Below are 19,909 nucleotides of genomic sequence, written 5' to 3' on the forward strand. Positions count from 1 at the left end.
ATTTGTCAAAGCCACCAATCCCGCCGCTGTTTTGCGGTGGACAACCCAGAGCATCCCAGGTCTGGAAGCCGGCGCTTCCTTCTATTACGGAGATTCCAGCGCCAATCGACCCAAGTCGGATCTGGCGAAGAATTGCAAGAACGGCAAGGGGGATACCGAACGGGTCGCTCCCTGCGGATATCACAACACTCCGGTGCAGCTTCTGTCGCTTTTTGCCAAAGGGCAGTGGGGCGCCCTGCAGAGTCAGACTTCTTTGATGCTCGGGCGCATCAAGGGCAGCGACCGTATCAACAGCAAGAACATCAATCTTCCCAACAGCTACGAAGGTGCGGCGCGCACGCCCGTGGCGGAGGCCGCGTTCTCGGCCTGGACCGAATGGGGATATGCGTGGGAAGGCTTCGAGCAGGGCGATGCGCTGATACCGTTCGTGCGCTTCGAGCGTTACGATACCGTTCACAAAGCGGCTGCCGGTCAGCTGGATGATAGCCGTTTCGATCGGCGCGTGCTGGCGCTGGGTGCCGCCTACCATATTGAATCCACACTTTATTTCAAGGTCGACGTTTCGGAAAGGCGCTTCGGTTCGCGTGATCTGCGGCCCGAGCACGAACTGCGTTTCGGCCTGGGTTTTGTTTATTGAAACTTGCATTCTCACTATGGGGTATGACCATGTTTGCCAGAAAAATTTCGACACGCGTACTGCCGGCTCTTTGTGTACTGACTCTCGCCCTGGGCTGCCAAAAACCAGGGGAATCGGGTGATGAGGAGACTGCGGCTGCTTATACGGACGCGGACCTTGGGCTTTTGAAAAACTTTACCGATGACGTGGTGCTCGTGACCTATCACGATATGGAGAGCAAATCCCTTGTTTTAAAGGACGCTCTGATCACGCTGCGGGATAGTCCCAGCGAAGCGGCGTTTCAAGCCGCACGGGACGCCTGGCTTTCCGTGCGGACGCCGTGGGAGCAAAGCGAAGGGTTTCTGACCGGACCTGTGGATTCGCAGGGTCTTGATCCCGCGATGGATACATGGCCCGTTCAGCCGAATGAAATCAGCGAGGAGATCGCCAAGGTCGAAGGCGATCGCCTGCGTGATCTGAGCCAGGTCGGTGTTTCCGCCAAAGGTTTTCATGCGATTGAATTTCTTTTGTTCGGTGAGGAGGGATCGAAGACTCTGGCCACGCAAACGCCGGCCGAGCGGTCCTATCTTGTTTCGCTCGCCAGCAGTGTTCATGATGTGATTTCTGTTCTTCTGACCTCATGGGAGGAAAGTTTTGAAGGCGGGCCGTCCTATCGCGAGCGGCTTTTGAATTCCGGTGTGGCTGAAAATGGTGCGTTCGCGACGAGCCGGGCGGCCATTGATGATATCGTGGAAAAACTCTCAGGTATTGCCGATGAAGTCGGCACGGTCAAGATCGGTGGTCCGCATGGAGATAAGACCGCTCCGATTGAAAGTGAATACTCGGATAATTCAGTCCGCGACTTTCAGGATAACATCCGTGGCCTCCGCTTTGTCTATCAGGGCAGCACCACAGGTGCGGTGAATGCCTTCAGCATCAAATCCCGTGTGAAAGCCAAAAATCCCGCCTTGGATACCCAGGTTGAGCAGCTGATTGATGACGCGATCGCTGCCATTCAAGGTATTCCCGCTCCCTTCCGCACGTCCGCGGCGTCCCCGGCGGCGGATGCAAAAATCACCGCGGCTGAAACTGTTCTGCGGGAACTGCGCGATCTTCTTGCGACCGACGTTGCGGAAGCCGTGAAGTAAGAAAAAGAGAAGGGGAGAGCCTATGCGTGCGCATCATGGAGCCTGGATTTTAACGTTGATGATGGGCGTCTGGTCCTGTAGTCCGCGCGGGCGTGATCAGGAGGACGAGGGTTTGCCCGTGATCCCGGCCGGCGGTGAGACCACTGTTCGTTCCCGCACTTCGAATGCCTATACCATGCCGGCTGCGAATTTGGATGAAGCGGAGCTGAATCTGCATGCGGCGGGTGACAGCATGTTTGAAGCCGCGTTCGTCGCCGGACCTTCGAAAATCAATCCGGGACTGGGACCGGCTTTCAATAACAACAGCTGTGAGTCCTGTCATCTGGGGAACGGGCGGGGCATGGCAACACTGGGCCAGGCGGGATCCTTGAATTCGCCGATGCTGGTGCGCATCAGTCTGGATCCGAGCCAAGCGGCTGATTTTTTGGGAGCCGACACAAAACCTTTGGGACATGGACCGATTCCTGTTCCCGGTCTGGGCGGCCAGCTGCAGGACCAGGCGGTATCGGGAGCCACAGCGGAAGTGACCATCACTTTGAATTGGAGCCCTGTCGCAGGACAGTATGATGATGGAACGCCTTATACTCTGAGACTGCCGGTTTTGACTTTCTCAGGACGCGAAGACAATGCCGCGCTGATGCAGAATCCTGCCGTGCTGCGTTCTTTGCGGCAGACACCGCCGGTATTCGGGGTTGGTCTTCTGGAGGCCGTGGCCTTGGAAACTTTGGAGGCGCTCGAAGATCCTTCGGATCGCAATCAGGATGGCATTCGCGGACGTTTGAATCGCGTGTGGGATCCATTGAAGCAGGAGGTGACGGCGGGACGATTGGGTTGGAAGGCATCGGCGCCGAGCGTTCTGGTGCAGACGGCCGGGGCCTTTGCGGAGGACATGGGCGTTCATAATCCGATTTTTCCAGATGCTGATGGAACCGTGGAAGTCACGCTGGATCAGGTGAAAGGAGCGGCTTACTATATGCAGACTCTGGCTGTTCCCGATCGGGATCGGACTTTGGCGGGTTCGCGCGCGGGTGAAAAACTGTTCCGTGATATCGGCTGCGCGTCCTGTCATCGGCCGAGTCTGACCACAGGATCGGATCATCCGATCGCGGCTTTGCGGGATCAGACCTTCGCCCCTTACACCGATCTTTTGCTGCATGATATGGGGGAAGGGCTGGCCGATGAGCGCCCGGATTATCAGGCCTCGGGCCGGGAATGGCGAACGGCTCCACTTTGGGGAATCGGCCTCGCCCAAACTGTCTTGCCGGGAAGCGGGTATCTGCACGATGGACGCGCGCGGACTTTGGAAGAAGCCATTCTTTGGCATGGTGGAGAGGCGGAGGCATCCCAGAAACGATTCAAGGCCTTGCCCGCAGCGTCGCGGTCGGCCTTGATCATGTTCCTGAAGTCTCTTTGAACGTGAACGAAATTATTCGTGCGGCTCGTCATACCATTTCTCATCCACACGGCGACGGTGGATGAGATGCCAGGCTTCCCCGGCGAAGATTTTCCCGTATTTCAAAAGCTCGGGATCGTCCATGGTGCCTTCAGCCCGAATCACGATGTTCAGCTGATCGACCTCTTTGGATTTTTCGAGAAGAGTGGCCGCGTCCTCACGAGCCTGGGCATGGTTATCATAGAAGACCACCCCGTAGCGGCGCATGACCGGAGGCGCTTTGCGGGTAATCTCGACCGCCTGAGCGGCCTCACCCTGCTGGCGAGGCGGACGCTGGCCGCCGCCACCTCCACCACCACCTTGTTGAGGGCCACCGCCGCCCCCGCCTCCACCGCCGCGACGACGACGATTGCGGTTGCGATCCCCTCCCTGATGACCGGAGCCTTGCTGATTGTTGGGACGTCTATTCAATTTCTCTCCCCTGACGCGATGAAAAGAGGTCGCCCCGTTTTACACAGGCTTCCACAGCCTTAAGGATGACGACAGGCTTCCACTACTTTCGCAATGGCCGCGGGGATCGTCAAGCGTTCCTGCTGGGCCGTATCACGATTCCTCAGGGTGACCGTCTTGTCCTCGATCGTCTGGGTATCGACCGTGATACAGAAGGGAGTGCCGATCTCATCATGCTTGGCATAACGCTTGCCGATACTCTGCGCATCATCACAGGCCACATTCAGACCCGCACGGCGCAGTTCCTTGGCAATCGCTTCGGCCTGCTCGGGCTGGCCATCTTTTTTCACAAGGGGCAGCACCGCGGCTTTGATGGGAGCCAGGGCGGGATGAAGTTTCAAAAGAACGCGCACCTTTTCCTGGCCGTTCGCATCCACGCTCTTCTCTTCGCAGTAGGCGTCGAGCAGCATGGCAAGGACGGTACGGGTCAGGCCCGCAGCGGGTTCGATCACATAAGGCACATAACGCCAGCCGGTTTTGCCGGTCTCGGGATCGACCTTGTTCTGATCGAAGTAGCTGAGTTTCGAGCCGGTGGCTGCACCATGGCGCTTCAGATCGTAGTCGGTGCGCGAGGCGATGCCTTCCAGCTCACCCCAGCCCCAGGGATAAAGATACTCGACGTCATAGCAGTCGTCGGAATAGTGCGCGAGTTCATTGTCCTCGTGCTGGCGCAGACGGAAATTCTCGGCGGTATTCGCATATTTTTTATACCAGCCCATGCGCTCGTCGGTCCAATACTTGAGCCAGCGATCCTGGGTGCCCGGTTCGATGAAGAATTCCATTTCCATCTGCTCGAATTCGCAGGAACGGAAGATGAAGTGCTCCACGACGATTTCGTTGCGGAAGGATTTACCCTGCTGGGCGATGCCGAAGGGGACCTTCATCGAAGTGGTCTGCTGCACGTTCAAAAACTGAACGAACATGGCCTGGGCCGTTTCAGGCCGCAGGTAAACCAAAGAACGCTTCAGGCATTCTTCATATTTCGTGCGCATCTCGCGCTCGTCGAGATTTTTTTCTTTGATCTCTTTGAAAAAATCCGCGAGCGGATCCACGGGGCCGAGAGTCGTGCGGAACATTCCATTGAATTGACGCTCGTCGCTCAGGTTGGGCGAGCCGCAGACCGGGCACACGTAACCGCAGGCGCCGACCGTGCCTTTCAGTTTCTTGCCCGAGGATTTGCCGCCTTCATGGAAGACGACTTCACTGCCGACTTCAGCGCGCGGGGCTTTATCACCACGGAAACGCTCTTTGCAGTTGAGGCAGTCGACCAAAGGATCGGAGAAACCGGCGACGTGACCGGATGTTTCCCAAACCTTGGGATGCATGATGATCGAGGCGTCGATGCCCACGATATCATCGCGCTCGTAAACCATCGAACGCCACCAGGCGGCCGCGATATTGCGTTTCAACTCAACGCCCAAGGGACCGTAGTCATACGCTGACTTGAGGCCGCCGTATATTTCAGAGCTTTGAAATACAAAGCCGCGTCGTTTGCAGAGAGACACGATTTTTGTCATGAGGTCCAATTCGTTCAAAGCTGCGACTCCTGCCTGGCTGGTAAGTCTCGAAAAGGGAAAAGATAGACTGTTCCCGATAAGGACTCAAGGTGGAATCGGTGGGTGGAAGACTGTGGTGGCCAGTCTGACGAGTCGTGCCGACTTAACTGTCGAGCAGGCTCAGGGCCACCTTGGGGCTTATGGCAATCCGGGGGCTGCCCGTGCCGCGAATTTCGAGTGACTGTTGAGTCAGGTTTGCCGTGGCGTGGCCGAGCTGCGCCTCCTCCTCGATCGAAAGACCAGGAGCTTCGGGAGCAGGAGCATCGCTGGGAGGCACGAGTGTCAGCGTCCGCAGAGGTGCTGGAGGCTCCTGAAAAACCTGCCGATAGCGGCTGAGATCAAGCGGAGTCACATCCAGACGTTCGATCGTCTGCGTTTCGGTACTGACGATTTTTATGGTGCGGTAAGGCAGTCTATCCGGCCCGTCATGGGCTGCATAGGGATAAGGCTCGGTCTGATTGTCCCAGACCTCGGGCGTGGTCCCGCTTTTATGTCGGGACATATGTTGCGTCAGACGCTGCAGTTCATCCTGCAGGGATTCGTATTCCTTGTTGACCTGCGACTTTTCATCGGTCCAGGGGTGAAGAGCCTCACGCAAACGCTGCAAGAGACGCAGACTCTCGTCCTGATCGTGTCGATGCAGGGCATTGGCGGCTGACGGCTGACGTGGAGCTGTTGGGTCAATATGACTGAAAGAAACTCCACGCACGGAACGTGGTGGGGGTTTTCCATGGACCCGGGCGCTCTTGGCTTCGGCTTGACGCCTCTGCATGCGGATCATGCTGACGGCTGTTCTGTGTCGCAATCCCATCCTCGGACCTCCTGTCACGCTCTGGGAGACTCGGCAAATCGTAACCATCCTTCGGCAGAACTTTGCCTTAATTAAGTGCAGCGGACATTTTCCCGGTTTGAGCTTTCCCAAAAACTCGGGCTAAACTGGGGCAAGTGGGAGGGATACCCCCGTCTCGAAAAACGAGGAGTCAGCCAGGCATGAGTTACCGGGTCCTGCTTTTTGATATAGATGGTACGCTTGTTCGCGCAGGAGGGGCTGGCAAAGCGGCTCTGGCGCGTGCGTTGAACGAACTGCACGCCGTTGAAAATCCCTACGTGGATATAAATTTCGGTGGTCGCACGGATCAGTCGATCACGAAGGAACTCTTTGAACTGCACGGCATCAGCTGGTCGCCCCGAGTGGGTCAGGAGTTTTTGGACCTCTATGCGCATTATTTTCACGAGGCCCTCGCTCAGCGCGCGCCCATTCTTTTGCCGGGTGTGCGCGAGCTTTTGCAGCGGCTGCAGGATGATCAGCGGCATCTGATGGGACTGCTCACCGGCAATATCGAACGCTGCGCGCAGATCAAACTCGATGCCTTTCAGCTCTGGCCTTATTTTAATTTTGGTGGCTTTGGTGATCATCATGAAGATAGAGCCGAGATTGCCGCGGAAGCCTTCCGTCGCGCCACGCTTTTGCACGGAGCCGAATTAAGGCCGCATGAAGTCCTGATCATCGGGGATACGCCCGCAGACGTCCGCTGCGCGCGGGCCATCGGGGCTGATGTTCTGATCGTGGGAACCGGGCCGGTGGCGCGCGAGGCCATCGATGAAGCCGCTCCGGATTTCTTTCACGAAGACCTGTCGCGGCTTGATGATATCCTTGGGCTCCTGCGCACGGGTCGGCTTTAAGGCTTGTGCCAGAATACGGTGGATTCCCAGAGCATGCCGGGTGCACCGACTTTCGCGACCCCCAAAGCAGGATCGATCTGCCCGGTTTTGGCATCCAGGATTTGAATCGTCAAGGCGCCCGCTCGATAGGTCTGGCCGGGGCCTGGCGCGTTCTTGCGAACGAGGTCCGTGACCGTCGGGATCAGCTGCGAGCTGATAGGTTTTTGCGGATCGAACGTCAGAGCCAGGGCTGTGAGTTTTTGCGTCCCCGCCACACCACTGAGGCTGAAAAGAGGCAGATCCCCCGTTTGCGTGCGCTTTTCCCAATCCGTCACGGCATAGGATTGCCCGTTGATGGTCAGGCGAGCGCCGGGGGAAAGCTGCGCATTGGCCACGATGATTTTAAAGGTCTGATCGGGCGTCAGGACTTCGGTCGGTTCCACGAATTGCGCATCGAGCAGCTTGAAATAATCCACGCCGGTCACGCTGTATTTATCATCGTACTCATGCACGTGACGCACAGTGGTTCCCGCGTTGAATGCATAGGTCTGGGTCGCGGTATCCAAATCAAAATGTCCGCCGGGAACGCCACCCGCCTGGGTCAAGGGCTTGCTTGCAGCTGGAGGAGGCGCATCCACGGAAGGTTCCGCCGCCGAGTCTTCATCGTAATTTTCAGTGGGAACGGGAATGGGTTCTGCCGCTACGGTCGTCTTGCCAGAAAAGTTATTCCGATCACAAGCGGTCAGGCTGATGACGAGGATGAGGCTGCCGGTCAGCGTCGCATTTTTCATAGGAATCCCCGATAGAGAGGTGTCTTATGGATCTTATCGGTGGTGCTGGACGGGCGATTGAAAAAACTCTTCAAAGCCATGATATCATGAGGCTATCGGGAATTCTTTCAGGGTCGTAAAGATCGAGGCAGTTCCAGGATTTTGCGGATTCCGCGGACCATTTCCGTGCCAAAGTCAAAGGCGCAGTGGCCGCCTTCGTCCGGTGTATCGACATGAACCAGGGCCTGGCGCGACTTCCAATAACCGATGCCCTGCAGAGTCTGCCCGAATAGAAAATCCTTTTTCTGGATCATGAAGTGCAGCGGAAATTTCCGGCTTTCCTCGGGGGTCAGTTTGCGAAAGACATCCGGTGGATAACGAACCGGACCGCCGCCTCCGCAGAGCAGGACAGCGCCGCCCTGCAGCTGACGGATCGAACCTGGAAGGAAATCCCCGCTCAAAAACGTGGAGCCGGCGGAAAACCCGACAAGGATCAGGCGATCCCGATTGATTTCCGGATGCTTGCCTGCGATCTCGCGTTCCAAAAAGGATGTGACGTATTCCACGTGGCGATTATCCGGCGAGTTGGGGCCTTCCGGCCAGGTCATGGCGTTATGGGGAGCCTGGAGGGCCACGGGCGCGAGATTGAATTCACGGCCGGCGCGTTCCAGGGCTTCAAAGCTGCTGGCATAACCCTTGGTATTGCCCGAGCCATGAAAAAAAAGCAGGAGCCCCTGACTTTTCGGAGCCCCCCGACTTTCAAAAGCAGCCGTGTAAAGGCCGGACTTTCCCGTGACCGGGTCTTTGAAGTTCTGTTCGCTGCGCGTCCCGGCCTCAGCCCGCGTGAAAATAAGAAGGGACAGAAAGAGGATAACGCGCATCAGCCCACCTCGGATGAAGGTTAGGGGGCTGTTTCGCAGGCCCCCCGAATATCCGCCGCATCTTCTGCTGGCTTATCCGTCCAGCGACTCAGCAAGGCGGGAAATTTCTGCCGCACGACGGTGCAGAATTCCATTTTATCATGATCACCGAGGGCCGTGAGAGCGGTCCCAAGAGCCATATTGAGAATGCGGCTGAGAGTTTGCTTGCTGCTGAGTTCCAGCACCTCGTCACTGGCGCGAAGATCCTGAAGCCATTTGAGCAGGAGCCCGGCCTTGTGCAGCGTGGGCGTGATGCTCGCGGCCCTGGCTGGAACCGTTGTCTGAAACACGGCGTCCACGGTATGCGCGATGACTGCACCCACCACATGGATGTCATCGAAGGACGGTTGACTGCAGAGTTCAAGGGGCGAGGCATCGGACTTATTCACGGTGTCCGCACCCAGGCGGGTATTGATGTCGAAAGTTTCCCGCCACAGGGCATCATTCCAGACCTTGGGAAGGCCGCCGAACATGACAGGACTGAGCACATCGCGGGTCTGCTTGAAACAGCTGATATCGAAGAGCCCCTTGGCTTCCTTCATGCTGTAATGCGCGAACAGATCAGCGAAGCCTTCATTCAGGGAGCCAAAGATATAGCCGGGGCTTGAAAGGAAGGCGAGGCGTTGCCTGCGGGCGTTCGGATCCTCGCTGTGGTCCTCGGCGCCGATCGCGCCGTGAATGGAATGAAGACTGCGATGCGATTGCCAGTAATCCAGATAAGAGAGAAAGCTGACCACAGTCGAATCACCGAAGAGCATCTGGAAAACGTGGTGCCCGTATTCGTGATGAATGACGACGGGATATTCCCAGAGGCCTTTGCTGTTGAACAGCCCCTGCTGGCGGGCTTCGGCGCTCTGAGGTATGACGGAGATCGCATAAAGGCTGGGGCTGAGCGTGTCGTCGGCGAAGGGGGAATAGAAGGCGTTGTCGGTTTCAATCGTCACGGTCTGGGTCGCGTTCTGCGTTTGCGTGCCATCCATCTTGATGGTCTTTTCAATCCGCTTCACATCCTTTTTATACTGCGGGAAAAGACCGAGCCCAAGCGGAGGCATGCTCGGCAGCTTCAGGATAGGGGCGCTCTCCTGCACTTTCTTATAGAAGGCGAACGAGTCCTCCACCGATTTTTTCAGGACAAGGGCCACCGATTCCACCGAACCCGCCGGTACAAGGCCGGAGCAGGTCTTGAGTTCCCGCCGCTCGCCCTGGACGGTGTAGCGCATATCCGATTTATTGGTGAGTTCGCGCTCAAAGGTGCGGCTGTCGATGATCTTGGTCGTGATGGAAATGGTTTCTTCTTCCGTATCCTGGTAACCAAACCAGGCGCTCTGAACCGCAGCTCCTGACACCGAAAGCGCCTCGGATTTTTCCAGGCAGGATGGATCCGCCAGCGTCATGGGCAGCGGAGTGCCATAGGTCTGCTTCTTGAATTCAACCAGCTCGGTGCCACCCTTGACAGGCGATTCGGGAACGGTGACAGTCACAACCTTGGTCCGTGTGCGCGGTTGACAAGCGCCAGCAGCCAAAGCGAGGGCACAGACCGAAAGACGAACCAATTTTTTCTTCATTGGAGAATCTCCTTACGGGGCGCGGAGAGACGGATAGCACCTGATTTTGGGATCGTTACAGGCTGAGGTTATGGCACACGCTGTCGCTCCTCGCAAGCAGATTAGCAGAGTGTGTCCTGGTAAATTTGGCTACTTCATATTTAGTGTCTCGCCGGCCCTTGAATCAGCTCTTCATAAACGCGGAGATTGCCGTTCACCATGGACTGCAGCGAAAATTGCCGGGCCACGTGCGCCTGGGCTTCCGTTCGTAATCTTTCCAGCAGCGCCGGATCACGCAGAAGACGCTCCAGATTGTTCGCGAACGCCTGATGATCTTTGGCGGGTGCAAGCAAACCCGTGCGTTCGTGCAGCACGATCTCCGGTATCCCACCCACGGCTGTCGCGACCAGAGTACAGCCGCTATGCACTGCATCCAAAAGGCTGGTGCCGAGCCCTTCATCCTGCGAGGACAGGGCGAAGATATCCGTGGCTCCGAGCAGCTGCGCCACATCCTTGCGCACACCTAGAAAACGCAGACGATCCGGTCCGAGTCCCAGTTCCGCCGCCAGGGCTTCAGCGGCCGGGCGCAAGGCTCCATCACCGGCGATATAGGCAAAAAAAGGCAGGCCGCGCTGCTGCAAAATCCCGAGCGCACGGATCAGCGTCGCGTGATCTTTCTGCTCGGTGATGTAGGCGAGGTTGCCGATGATCGTCTGGTCCGGTGCAATCTGCCATTCATTTGTCAGGATGCGCCTCGCGGCCTGGCGATCCACATCTGCGAAAGGTCCGGAATCGACTGCGCTCCTGACGGTCGTGAGCTTCGAAGGCGACACGCCGAATTCCGCGAGTATCTTTTGAATGGCACTGGAAATGCAAACGAAGCGGTCGATGGACGGATGCACGTACTTCTGTCGATGCCAGTATCCGGGAGCCGGTGGGTAATCCACCCGACGATGGACCACGAGCTTCACATGAGGACAAAGTTTTTTCACGAAGAGCCCAAGGTTATGGGCCCGTCCGGACTGGCAATCCAGCAGCTGAATCCCGTGCTGCCGCACGTAGCGGGCAACCGCGAAGGACGCTGTGAGGATCCGCGCTCCGCGCATGGGAACAGCGAATGTTTGAGCCAGATGCGACATGCGCGCGATGGCTTCACTTCCCGGTGGAGCCGCGAGATGCCATTGCCAATTTTCGTTTTGCACGGCCTGCAGAAGGAGCCTGATTTGATTTTCACCCCCGCGCCAGGTGCTTTCGCTATCAAGATGCAGAACTTTGAAAGGCATTGATTCCCTCGACTTCGCTTGTTGCCGCATCGTATTCATGATAGAAACATGGAACAACACCTTTTTCACCCTGCGGAGGTTTTTTCGATGAAGCAACGCTGTCTGGCACTGCTCCTGATCGTTCCCTTTCTGCTGGCGAGCCCTGCCTGGGCCCTCTTCGATGCTCAGGTTCTGACGGGAAAACGCTCGACAGAGTTCAAGTTCGGGAATAGCAGCAACACCGAGTCCGGAACGGAATTGAAAGCAGCGGCTCACCTGGACCCGATTCCTTTGGTGCCGGTCGGCTTTGGTCTCTCTTTGAGCCAAATCAACTGGGACAAGTCCAATGACCTGAACTTCAAATCTCTGGACGGGTTCGAAGTGGGTCTGGAAGTCGAAGCCTGGTTGCCGATCGACCTGGGTGGGCTGCAGTTCTATGGCAAGCTCGGCTATACCGTTCTTGGTGCCTATGTTGCAACGTCTGAACTGACCCCTGGTCAGGACATTAAGGTGGCCTATAAGCCATCAGGCACATATATCGCCGTGGGCGCGAAGTACAACTTTATCATGCGCCTGGGCGTGATGCTGGAAGTCGAGTCCGGTAACCGTGAACTCGAGTTCGATGAAGTAAAAGACCTGCCAGCAAACGTAGATGCATCCGCATTCAAGTCCAAGGGTGAGGCCCCAAATACAAGTTTCCTGTTGGGTGTGCAGGCCGGCATCTGATTATGCAGTCTTTAAGTAAGATTTTAATACTTTGATTTTATTGACAAATACCGTGGACCCCGCCCTCCTGATTAAAGTTGGTGACCTGGCTGCCGATAGACACCTTATCAAGTTCGCAGGAGAGGGGTCATATGAAAAAAGTCACTGAAATTAAAAGTCGCAGTCTCCGCAAGGAACGCAATGCCGACCTTCTTCGTCGCATGCGCAATGGAGAGCAGCTGGCAAGTTTCAACAGCTATGCGAGCTGGTTTCCACCACGTCCTATCATTCAGAAGGACATTCACGCTCTGCAGGAGCTTTATGGCAACGATGTCGTCGCCATGAACGCCTCGCAAGGCGATGCGCGGGAAGCCGGTGCTTCGGATATGATGCCCCTGCGTTTGGCTTAATATCTTTATTTCATAATGCTTCAAGGCCTGGACTTCGGTCCGGGCCTTTCTTATTGCTTCCGTTTCGCCACTCTGCTCCGGGGAAATAAAAGATGATGCTGGGCGAGTCGAAAGCTCGCACGCAATAGACTTTGTGATTCCAGGCAGGACGGCTGCGCTTTTTCCAAGGTCCTCAGAAAGTCGGGAGCCCAGCCGAATCTCCCACAGTCCCTGGCGGACGGGAGGCTTCTGGAGTGTCCGGAATCGGGCGAACGCCGTCTGCAGTTTCCGCGCTGCCCAGTGAATCCCAAAGTTTATGTGGAAACACGCTCCCCAGGCCGAGGCCGCCTTGACCTCTGGCAGTCGGTCGACATTTCGCGATCTGGCCTTTTGCTGCGGATCGTCAAAGGGGATGAGCACAGAGGCCTGCCCCTGAACCTGCCCTTGCCTTTACGTCTGGATGTCGCGCGGCTTTGGTTGCCGGAGTCGATCCAGCCTGTCGGACGGGTTGTGCGTGCCTTCGACGCTTATGAGGAATTCAAAAGCTTCAGCTATATCGCCGTTGCACTCAGCGACTTTTCCCAGCGTGAGGCCGCGCACTGGAACCAACTCCTTCGTCGGATTGAGCGCGGCTTTTTGTCTGGTCTATCCCTGAGCGCATAATCAGAGCTTTGGACGTGGAAATCCCGCCCCCTTTCGGTTAGGCTGGGACAAGAACTCCCATCGTTGCGCCCCCAGGCTGCACGAGCAGGAGGCTACGCTATTTTCAGAATTCATTCTTAGTGCGGACGGACGCGCCCTCGGGGGATACAGTGGTTCATAAAGATGGAAAACAGGACGCAAAAGACTCCATCATGGAGGAAAGTTTGCAGCATTTCGCCAGCGATGTTGGAATCGTTTGCGCGTTGGAAGCCGGCGGCAAAATCACGCCGCAGGAAGCCTATAAGCAGATCAAAGCCCGCTGGAAGGAATTGAAAAAGGCCAAGAAGGCCCTTTATCCGAAGAATAATAAAGATCCGGATGATGACAAGAGCGGTGATTGATCAGCGCGGATAGAGCGCAAGGATCGCGTCCGTGTCCCAGCTGGTGATGCTGCTGACTCCTTCATATCCCATGATCGAAGGATGCAGGGTGCGACCGCGAGCGTCACGGCTGAATTCATGGCCGAGGCCCCAGAAGTGGCCCATCTCATGAGTGGCCGTGACGAGGTACGATTCCCGGAAACGATTCAGGGCATCCTGGAAGATAAAGATCTGACTGTCCACGATGGTGAAGTTCTGAAAATCCACCACCGGAATCGTCACTCCGAAGACAGCGGTATCTTCCTGAGTCTCCAGCCGATAGCTTTTCACAAGATTGATGCAATGCTGATTCACGTCGTTCCAGGGCTTGCTGCTCGTGACGAACTCCACTTCATAATTCAATCGACCCAGTGTTCCCTCGGCATCGCCTGTCGCCGTGCTCCAGTCGGTGATGGATTTTTTGAAAATGGTTTGATCGGTAAGGCTTAAGGCACCGCAGACCGATATCTTCACCGTCTGATCCCAGCCGATCGCCACGCCTGTGCCACCCAGATACTGATAACTGTTATTAAGTCGCGGCAGGGGCTTCTGCTCGCCATCGACGCGCGTGAAGGTCAAGGCCGCCAGGTAGTTTCCGAGTTCATCCGAATCGCTGATGAGAATACTGAACACGCGCTTATCAGCCGACAGGCTATAGTGTTCGACGACCGCCGCATCGGCATTCAACGCTGTCAATTCCCAGCGCCCGTCAAGCTCTATGAATTCGAGCACGGGATAATCGACGAAGGCCGCGCCCTCGGCTTTATAAAGGTATTTGCTGCCATCCTTTTGAAACCTGTAGAGGCTGAGTTCACTATCGAGCTGGGAATCATTGGTGCTGTTCTGATCTTCCAATTCTTCCTGGCTATCAATCGTATCGATGGTGCTCGTATCGACCTTGGGCGCAAATACGGTGAAGCCGGCCAGGGTATAATCATTGAAGTCAATCAAACTGCTCGTGGTGAGGAAGCTCTGTTTTTCCCCTGCTGTTCCGTCGAGCATAACCATGGGATCACCCAGCACAAAATAGCGGTCCGGGACCGAGGTGTTGCGCCCTTTTCCGGACGAGCGTCCGCAGGCCACGTGGGTTAACGCGAGAAGAGTCAGCATAAGGCAGATTGGGCCTCGCGTCTGCAAATCCATGATAGTAAAGGCTTTGGCGGCTTGAAGCAGTGTCGTGTGGGGCTTACGCATCAGCAAAATCCCATATCATACATGTTTTCGCGCGTCTGTCAGCACAGGGCTTTACGGCGGAATCAGCGCAAAGTTGAGAACGTTTTCCAAAAATTCAACTTCGTGGGCTACCCTACCAAAATGTTGGAAGACCTGGTGTGCGAGCTACGGCACGACGATGAAATTTTTCTACAAATTTCCTACAGAATTGCATCAAATCACGGCTAATTGACGTAAATGAGTGTTCTCAATGTGCGCTCAGGGGCTGTTTTGTACATCTTGGTAGCTTTTCGGCTGGCAGTCTTCGTCATTTTTTTACATAAAGAAAGTGTTCAAGGATAAAAATCGGGATATAACCGGCCTAACACATACGGATGTGAAGATCTTTAAAAAGCTCGCGTACTGTCAAAAAGTTCAAACTTTTTGCAAGAAAGGGAGGGTAGGATGAATCCCCGAAGTCAGGCGGCGTCGATCTTGCTACAGCACTCAGAAGATCGCATTCGCCGGGAACGACAGCTCGATGTCCTGCGTATGGCGGCTGTCAACCTCGAGAAGAGTGCAGGGTTCGTGGATGGACTCAAAGAGATTTTGGGTTCGCTCGAAAGACACTGTGACCTTGTTCTTGGGCGCATTAACTTCCTTGATGGTGTCATAGACATCGGTAAGGAAATTCGTGCACCGGGCGGCGAGAAGCCGATCGACCCTCAGGTTGAAGAAGCGATCCAGATGGCCAACCAGGATGTGCTTCGGAACTGGCGACCTAAGATGGTTCCGGTGCCCAACTTTGAAGGCTCCCGCTTCCACAGTACCTTTGAAGTCGAGCGCGGTGTCCAGCTTTATGTGTTGAGTCATCCCATTAAATTCAACGAACGGAAAATGGGAACTCTGACCGCGGTGAAAGTCTGCTACGGCAGCTTCGAACCGAAGACGGAACAATCCTTCCTCTCCGTCCTGACTTCCATGATCGCCCAGTCGGGCATGATCAACCGCTTCTATCCCGATCATCAGAACGATACCGCGGCCCCCCAGACCGTTGCGCCCACGCTGGATAAAGTGAAATTCGATCGCTCCCCCATCATCGGCAATTCCAAGGCCATGACGGGCGTCTTCGAACTCATGCAGCAGGTCGCGGACACGGACACCACGGTTTTGATCCTGGGTGAAAGCGGTGTCGGTAAAGAGCTGATCGCCGATGCCCTGCATCGCAACAGCATTCGTCGCGGCAAGCCCTTTATCAAGGTGAACTGCGCGGCCTTGCCCGAAACACTCCTGGAAAGCGAACTTTTTGGTCATGAACGCGGGGCTTTCACCGGCGCGCATACCCAAAAGAAAGGCCGCTTTGAATTGGCCGGCGGCGGCACCATTTTCCTGGATGAAATCGGTGATCTGACGCTGACGACTCAGATTAAACTCCTCCGCGTCCTGCAGCAGCGTGAATTCGAACGCCTGGGCGGCGTGTCGACGATCAAGGCCGATGTCCGCGTGATCGCTGCCACCAACCGTAACCTGGAAGAGATGATCGAGCGTGGCCAGTTCCGTCAGGACCTTTACTATCGCTTGAACGTTTTCCCTCTGCATGTTCCGGCTCTGCGCGAACGCAAGACCGACGTTATGCCTTTGACCGATTATTTCATCGAGAAATATCGCAAGGTGCACAACAAGAACATCCGTCGTATTTCGACGCCCGCCATCGACATGCTCACGAGCTATCATTGGCCAGGGAACGTCCGTGAACTTGAAAACTGCATGGAACGCGCCGTACTTCTGAGCAATGAAGGCGTCATCCGTGGACATCACCTTCCCCCCAGTCTTCAAATCGCCGAAAGCACGGGCGTTGAAGCGGGCAACAACCTGAAGACGACCCTTGAGTCGATGGAACGTGAGTTGATCCTGGATTCGCTGAAGGCCAGCAAAGGCAATATGGCGAAAGCCGCCCGTGAACTTGGTCTGACTGAACGCGTCATGGGCCTGCGAGCCAAAAAATATAACCTCGATCCTCGCAAGTTCCGCAAACCGAACGCTTGATATCCTGTTTTTCCTTTCAGCGCGGTGGCATTCCTTCTCTGTTTCAACAGAAGAATGCCACCGCCTGGTGGATCCCCGCTTCGTATTTCCCCCCTTGAGAAACATTCCCCCAAGCTTCATTCTGTGCCATGATCAAAACCTCTTTTTAAGGAGGCGACGATGAGCGATCGATTCGGGAGGTGGGCTTTGAGTTTGCTCATGTTCAGTGCAGTGTCCTGTCAGAAACAAAGTGATAATACAAGGCGTACGACCGCGCCGACCCTGAATCCGGATGCGCCGCCGGCGTCTTCGGATTCGGTGAGCAAACCGACTCCCAATCCCGTCCCGAATCCCGGCGCCAACCCCGGGCCGAATCCTTCACCCACTGTGCCGCCTCGATACTATGCCTATGTCGGGGGCGGGAGCGGACAGATCGGAATCTATAAATTCGAGGTTCCCGCGGGGACGCTTCAGTCCGTGAAAACCGTGCCTTTGAATGGGGCCGTGACGAGTTTCATGGCCTTTCACCCGACTTCGCCTTGGGTTTATGTCGTCAATGAAAGCGGAACCGGGGCCGTGATGGCTTTTTCCATCAATCCCGAGAGCGGGGACCTGACCAAACTCAATGAAATTTCGTCGAACGGCGGTGGACCCACGCATGTCAGCGTCGATCACAGCGGCAAATATGTGATGACGGCCAATTATGGAACCGGGGAAATCAATAGCTTCGCGATTCAAAGTGATGGCCGCCTGGGTCCTGCGATCGCCAGCACGATCGCCGGGCAGAATGCGCATCAGATTCTGAGCGCGCCGGTGGGAACCGCTGTGTTTGTTCCCTGTCTCGGGTCGAATTATCTGGCCCAGTATACGCTCAATACCCAGACCGGGCAGCTGACCGCTCTTACGCCGCCGACCCTGAATCTGGTCACCGGCGGGCCGCGGCATATGGCCTTTCATCCCGCTAAACCCTGGGCTTATGTGCTGAAGGAATTGAATAGCACGATTCAGGCCGTGAGTTTCAACGAGGCCACGCAGCAGCTGCAGCTTTTAGGTTCGGCGATTTCCACCCGGCCCGTGCCCACGCCGGGAACGAACAACACCGGAGCCGAGGTGCAGGTGCACCCGAACGGGAATTTTGTTTATACATCGAACCGCGGGGATAATAGCCTCGCGCTCTTCACCGTGAATACGGATGGAACCCTGACCTTCAAGAGCGCGACCCCGACGGGTGGAACCATTCCTCGGCATTTTTCAATCGTGCCGAATGGAAAGTGGATCCTGGCGGCCAACCAGGATTCGGGGAACGTGACCGTTCTGGAATTGAATCCGGAAACCGGGGCTTTGGCCGCGAAGGGTGCGCCGACGAGTTTTGGTGCGGCGCAGTTTGTGGAAGTGATCGATCTGAATCGTTACAAGAAATAGATGAGTCTTCCTCGCCGCTGGCTTCGATTTTCAACCTTCTGAACTTTCGCTTTCCCAACTCGCCTCGCTCCGGTACTGAGTAAGAACAATCGGAGTCGAGGTCGAGTTTTTAGGAGAATGCCCATGTTGTGTCGGTTGATCACGAGTCTCATGCTCTCTTCTTCAGTCCTTGGTGCCACGGCCCTGGCCTTGCCCGCGTCTCTCGATGCGCCGGCGCTTTTTCGTAGTCTTTATGCGGAGGAACTCAAACACTTGGGTATGGACGAAAGTTCGATCCAGCGTCTGCATTTTCCCTTAACCGAGGAGTACGCGAATTTTCTGGAACGCTGTGATCAGAGCGCCCAGGATATGCGTATGTGCGACCAGCAGGCGCAGAGCTTCAAACCCTCATCCCTGCTCCAGGAAAGTTTGCATACCGGCTTTCTTCCCGCCCCACCCGAGCCCGCGGGGCCCCAGCCTACGTTCATTATTTTCCCGGGTTATATTGCGGAACTGGCCGAAATCACCCCTTACAAGGATATCTTTACTGCCGACAGCCGATTCAAACGGGCCTGGAGGAAAACTCTGGCGCGCGCGTCGCACGAGGAGCGCTGGGCTCGCCATTACAGTGTCATGGACGATAGCTGGGTCAGGAGCCCTCTATCGGAACAGATAGCGGCCGCAAGTTTGGATGATGCGAACGGAAAGGTGAAGCTTAAGCTTTTTGCCATGACGCCCCTGCGCGGATCCCTCGAATCCGTCGGGAGCCTTGCCGATAACGCCGATGTGATGATTGAACGCATCACGCAGCTCGACCGAATTTCGCCGCTGGAAGGGCCGGTGTATATCCTCGGCTATTCCCGTGGTACGAATGTGGCTCTTGAGGTGGTCTCGCGCCTGCCTGAGCTGAAACATACAACGCGCTGGGCTTCGCGTATTGCAGGCATTGTATCCCTCAGTGCCCCTATTTTCGGGACACCACTCGCTGATCCTCAGGATCCTCCCGCGGGTTTTCCCGTCACGACCCTGGCCCGGATCGGGGATCGGCTGCAGTCGTGTGAAAGCGGCGAAAGCCCTGCGCGGCGCTGGTCTAAAGTCCAAAACAATGCCCGGGTTTGGAAAGACGCCATCGCGGAAATTATCAAGGACAGCCAGGCCCTGAGCGGTCCCGAGGAGCTGGCATGGGAGGGTATCAAACCCGAAGCGATTGAACTGAAAGCTGCGCTTGGGATTCTGAAGGGCGTTCTCTTCGATGATCTTTTCCGCTTAAGCAAGCCGGTGGCTGAATACTGCGAGAATCTGCGTCGCTTTCAGCTTTTCGTCGCCAAGGTTTTTGAGGGGACTGAGGTGATGACGACGGCTCAGATGGAAAACTGGTTCCGAACCCACACCCTGCCCGAGGACCTCGACTATATCAGCGTTAACGCCTCGATGATGGATGCATCGCGCCGTAACCAAGTCGTCTTCGAAGGAAAAAACCACCTGTCCTATGATGTCGGTTCGCCCGATCTTCAGCTCAGTCGCACCAATTTCTATCAGATCGTCAGGAGCAGTGGTCTGGAAATGAATGATGGATTCGTCCCTGTTCATCGCGGCCGCTTTTTTCCAGGCCTGCATCAAAGGCTCAACCCCCTGCAAAAGCCTTATGCGACGCGAACGGTCGGTGTGCTGTGGCAGCACCATCTGGGTGTGACGATTCCGGCTGGCATTGCCACGGCTGACGGAGGGGTCTCGCCATTCCCGCGAAGAGCGTTTCTGTCCGCTCTCGCCCGCTTTGTTCAATTCTGAATCCCGA

The 19,909-nt window shown here is 56.1% G+C and carries 18 protein-coding genes and 1 pseudogene; 11 read left to right on the top strand and 8 right to left on the bottom strand.

Annotation, left to right across the window (positions count from 1 at the left end; all coding sequences use genetic code 11):
* From VFO10_RS08555 to VFO10_RS08565, 3 genes and pseudogenes are all read left to right on the top strand, one after another.
* Positions 1–637, top strand: a pseudogene (locus VFO10_RS08555) (hypothetical protein); the annotation flags it as partial.
* A 29-nt stretch (positions 638–666) separates the two neighbouring features.
* Positions 667–1,764: an imelysin family protein gene (locus tag VFO10_RS08560; RefSeq protein WP_325139042.1), complete on the top strand. Its 1,098-nt coding sequence runs from the start codon at positions 667–669 to the stop codon at positions 1,762–1,764.
* A gap of 22 nt (positions 1,765–1,786) precedes the next feature.
* Positions 1,787–3,178: a di-heme oxidoredictase family protein gene (locus VFO10_RS08565; RefSeq protein ID WP_325139045.1), complete on the top strand. Its 1,392-nt coding sequence runs from the start codon at positions 1,787–1,789 to the stop codon at positions 3,176–3,178.
* A gap of 12 nt (positions 3,179–3,190) precedes the next feature.
* On the opposite strand, the gene VFO10_RS08570 is transcribed toward VFO10_RS08565, so the two are convergent.
* The 3 genes from VFO10_RS08570 to VFO10_RS08580 all read right to left on the bottom strand — a co-directional run bounded on the left by VFO10_RS08570 (position 3,191) and on the right by VFO10_RS08580 (position 6,034).
* The gene (locus VFO10_RS08570; protein ID WP_325139047.1) at positions 3,191–3,628 is read right to left on the bottom strand and encodes a hypothetical protein; all 438 of its coding nucleotides are present in this window, start codon (positions 3,626–3,628) and stop codon (positions 3,191–3,193) included.
* A 59-nt stretch (positions 3,629–3,687) separates the two neighbouring features.
* Positions 3,688–5,202 carry a glycine--tRNA ligase gene (locus VFO10_RS08575; RefSeq protein ID WP_325139049.1) on the bottom strand — a complete coding sequence of 505 codons (1,515 nt, stop codon included), beginning with the start codon at positions 5,200–5,202 and terminating at the stop codon, positions 3,688–3,690.
* A 124-nt stretch (positions 5,203–5,326) separates the two neighbouring features.
* A complete protein-coding gene (locus VFO10_RS08580; RefSeq protein WP_325139051.1) occupies positions 5,327–6,034 on the bottom strand; it encodes a hypothetical protein in 708 nt (235 codons plus the stop codon).
* Positions 6,035–6,213: 179 nt separating this feature from the next.
* On the opposite strand from VFO10_RS08580, the gene VFO10_RS08585 reads away from it, so the two are divergent.
* Entirely contained in the window at positions 6,214–6,906 is a 693-nt protein-coding gene (locus VFO10_RS08585) for an HAD family hydrolase (RefSeq protein WP_325139053.1), read from the top strand.
* On the opposite strand, the gene VFO10_RS08590 is transcribed toward VFO10_RS08585, so the two are convergent.
* The 4 genes from VFO10_RS08590 to VFO10_RS08605 form a co-directional block, all read right to left on the bottom strand.
* The gene (locus tag VFO10_RS08590; RefSeq protein WP_325139055.1) at positions 6,903–7,676 is read right to left on the bottom strand and encodes a hypothetical protein; all 774 of its coding nucleotides are present in this window, start codon (positions 7,674–7,676) and stop codon (positions 6,903–6,905) included. The two genes, VFO10_RS08585 and VFO10_RS08590, sit on opposite strands and share 4 nt — an antisense overlap.
* 107 nt (positions 7,677–7,783) lie before the next feature.
* Positions 7,784–8,536 carry a hypothetical protein gene (locus VFO10_RS08595; RefSeq protein ID WP_325139057.1) on the bottom strand — a complete coding sequence of 251 codons (753 nt, stop codon included), beginning with the start codon at positions 8,534–8,536 and terminating at the stop codon, positions 7,784–7,786.
* A gap of 20 nt (positions 8,537–8,556) precedes the next feature.
* Positions 8,557–10,140: a hypothetical protein gene (locus tag VFO10_RS08600; RefSeq protein ID WP_325139059.1), complete on the bottom strand. Its 1,584-nt coding sequence runs from the start codon at positions 10,138–10,140 to the stop codon at positions 8,557–8,559.
* Positions 10,141–10,280: 140 nt separating this feature from the next.
* Positions 10,281–11,402 carry a glycosyltransferase family 4 protein gene (locus tag VFO10_RS08605; RefSeq protein WP_325139060.1) on the bottom strand — a complete coding sequence of 374 codons (1,122 nt, stop codon included), beginning with the start codon at positions 11,400–11,402 and terminating at the stop codon, positions 10,281–10,283.
* 87 nt (positions 11,403–11,489) lie between these two features.
* On the opposite strand from VFO10_RS08605, the gene VFO10_RS08610 reads away from it, so the two are divergent.
* The 4 genes from VFO10_RS08610 to VFO10_RS08625 all read left to right on the top strand — a co-directional run bounded on the left by VFO10_RS08610 (position 11,490) and on the right by VFO10_RS08625 (position 13,518).
* Complete coding sequence (locus VFO10_RS08610) at positions 11,490–12,107, top strand: hypothetical protein (protein WP_325139061.1); 618 nt, start codon at positions 11,490–11,492, stop codon at positions 12,105–12,107.
* A 131-nt stretch (positions 12,108–12,238) separates the two neighbouring features.
* Positions 12,239–12,496: a hypothetical protein gene (locus VFO10_RS08615; RefSeq protein WP_325139062.1), complete on the top strand. Its 258-nt coding sequence runs from the start codon at positions 12,239–12,241 to the stop codon at positions 12,494–12,496.
* Positions 12,497–12,793: 297 nt separating this feature from the next.
* Positions 12,794–13,138 carry a hypothetical protein gene (locus tag VFO10_RS08620; protein ID WP_325139063.1) on the top strand — a complete coding sequence of 115 codons (345 nt, stop codon included), beginning with the start codon at positions 12,794–12,796 and terminating at the stop codon, positions 13,136–13,138.
* A gap of 191 nt (positions 13,139–13,329) precedes the next feature.
* The gene (locus VFO10_RS08625) at positions 13,330–13,518 is read left to right on the top strand and encodes a DUF7219 family protein (RefSeq protein WP_422661850.1); all 189 of its coding nucleotides are present in this window, start codon (positions 13,330–13,332) and stop codon (positions 13,516–13,518) included.
* Here VFO10_RS08625 and VFO10_RS08630 read toward each other — a convergent pair whose 3' ends face one another.
* Complete coding sequence (locus VFO10_RS08630) at positions 13,519–14,730, bottom strand: hypothetical protein (RefSeq protein WP_325139065.1); 1,212 nt, start codon at positions 14,728–14,730, stop codon at positions 13,519–13,521.
* A gap of 423 nt (positions 14,731–15,153) precedes the next feature.
* Here VFO10_RS08630 and VFO10_RS08635 point away from each other — a divergent pair, with 423 nt between their 5' ends.
* The 3 genes from VFO10_RS08635 to VFO10_RS08645 all read left to right on the top strand — a co-directional run bounded on the left by VFO10_RS08635 (position 15,154) and on the right by VFO10_RS08645 (position 19,902).
* Complete coding sequence (locus tag VFO10_RS08635; RefSeq protein ID WP_325139066.1) at positions 15,154–16,734, top strand: sigma-54 interaction domain-containing protein; 1,581 nt, start codon at positions 15,154–15,156, stop codon at positions 16,732–16,734.
* A 159-nt stretch (positions 16,735–16,893) separates the two neighbouring features.
* The gene (locus VFO10_RS08640; protein ID WP_325139067.1) at positions 16,894–18,135 is read left to right on the top strand and encodes a beta-propeller fold lactonase family protein; all 1,242 of its coding nucleotides are present in this window, start codon (positions 16,894–16,896) and stop codon (positions 18,133–18,135) included.
* 123 nt (positions 18,136–18,258) lie between these two features.
* Positions 18,259–19,902: a hypothetical protein gene (locus tag VFO10_RS08645; protein WP_325139069.1), complete on the top strand. Its 1,644-nt coding sequence runs from the start codon at positions 18,259–18,261 to the stop codon at positions 19,900–19,902.
* Positions 19,903–19,909 lie beyond the last annotated feature (7 nt).

Origin of the sequence: Oligoflexus sp. (assembly GCF_035712445.1) — a bacterium.
Classification (GTDB): domain Bacteria; phylum Bdellovibrionota_B; class Oligoflexia; order Oligoflexales; family Oligoflexaceae; genus Oligoflexus.

Coding starts and splice junctions, on each gene's coding strand:
- VFO10_RS08560 (WP_325139042.1), top strand. CDS start 667: ATGTTTGCCAGAAAAATTTCGACACGCGTACTGCCGGCTCTTTGTGTA.
- VFO10_RS08645 (WP_325139069.1), top strand. CDS start 18,259: ATGTTGTGTCGGTTGATCACGAGTCTCATGCTCTCTTCTTCAGTCCTT.
- VFO10_RS08600 (WP_325139059.1), bottom strand. CDS start 10,140: ATGAAGAAAAAATTGGTTCGTCTTTCGGTCTGTGCCCTCGCTTTGGCT.
- VFO10_RS08590 (WP_325139055.1), bottom strand. CDS start 7,676: ATGAAAAATGCGACGCTGACCGGCAGCCTCATCCTCGTCATCAGCCTG.
- VFO10_RS08630 (WP_325139065.1), bottom strand. CDS start 14,730: ATGCGTAAGCCCCACACGACACTGCTTCAAGCCGCCAAAGCCTTTACT.
- VFO10_RS08585 (WP_325139053.1), top strand. CDS start 6,214: ATGAGTTACCGGGTCCTGCTTTTTGATATAGATGGTACGCTTGTTCGC.
- VFO10_RS08615 (WP_325139062.1), top strand. CDS start 12,239: ATGAAAAAAGTCACTGAAATTAAAAGTCGCAGTCTCCGCAAGGAACGC.
- VFO10_RS08595 (WP_325139057.1), bottom strand. CDS start 8,536: ATGCGCGTTATCCTCTTTCTGTCCCTTCTTATTTTCACGCGGGCTGAG.
- VFO10_RS08610 (WP_325139061.1), top strand. CDS start 11,490: ATGAAGCAACGCTGTCTGGCACTGCTCCTGATCGTTCCCTTTCTGCTG.
- VFO10_RS08625 (WP_422661850.1), top strand. CDS start 13,330: ATGGAGGAAAGTTTGCAGCATTTCGCCAGCGATGTTGGAATCGTTTGC.
- VFO10_RS08605 (WP_325139060.1), bottom strand. CDS start 11,402: ATGCCTTTCAAAGTTCTGCATCTTGATAGCGAAAGCACCTGGCGCGGG.
- VFO10_RS08640 (WP_325139067.1), top strand. CDS start 16,894: ATGAGCGATCGATTCGGGAGGTGGGCTTTGAGTTTGCTCATGTTCAGT.
- VFO10_RS08565 (WP_325139045.1), top strand. CDS start 1,787: ATGCGTGCGCATCATGGAGCCTGGATTTTAACGTTGATGATGGGCGTC.
- VFO10_RS08580 (WP_325139051.1), bottom strand. CDS start 6,034: ATGGGATTGCGACACAGAACAGCCGTCAGCATGATCCGCATGCAGAGG.
- VFO10_RS08635 (WP_325139066.1), top strand. CDS start 15,154: ATGAATCCCCGAAGTCAGGCGGCGTCGATCTTGCTACAGCACTCAGAA.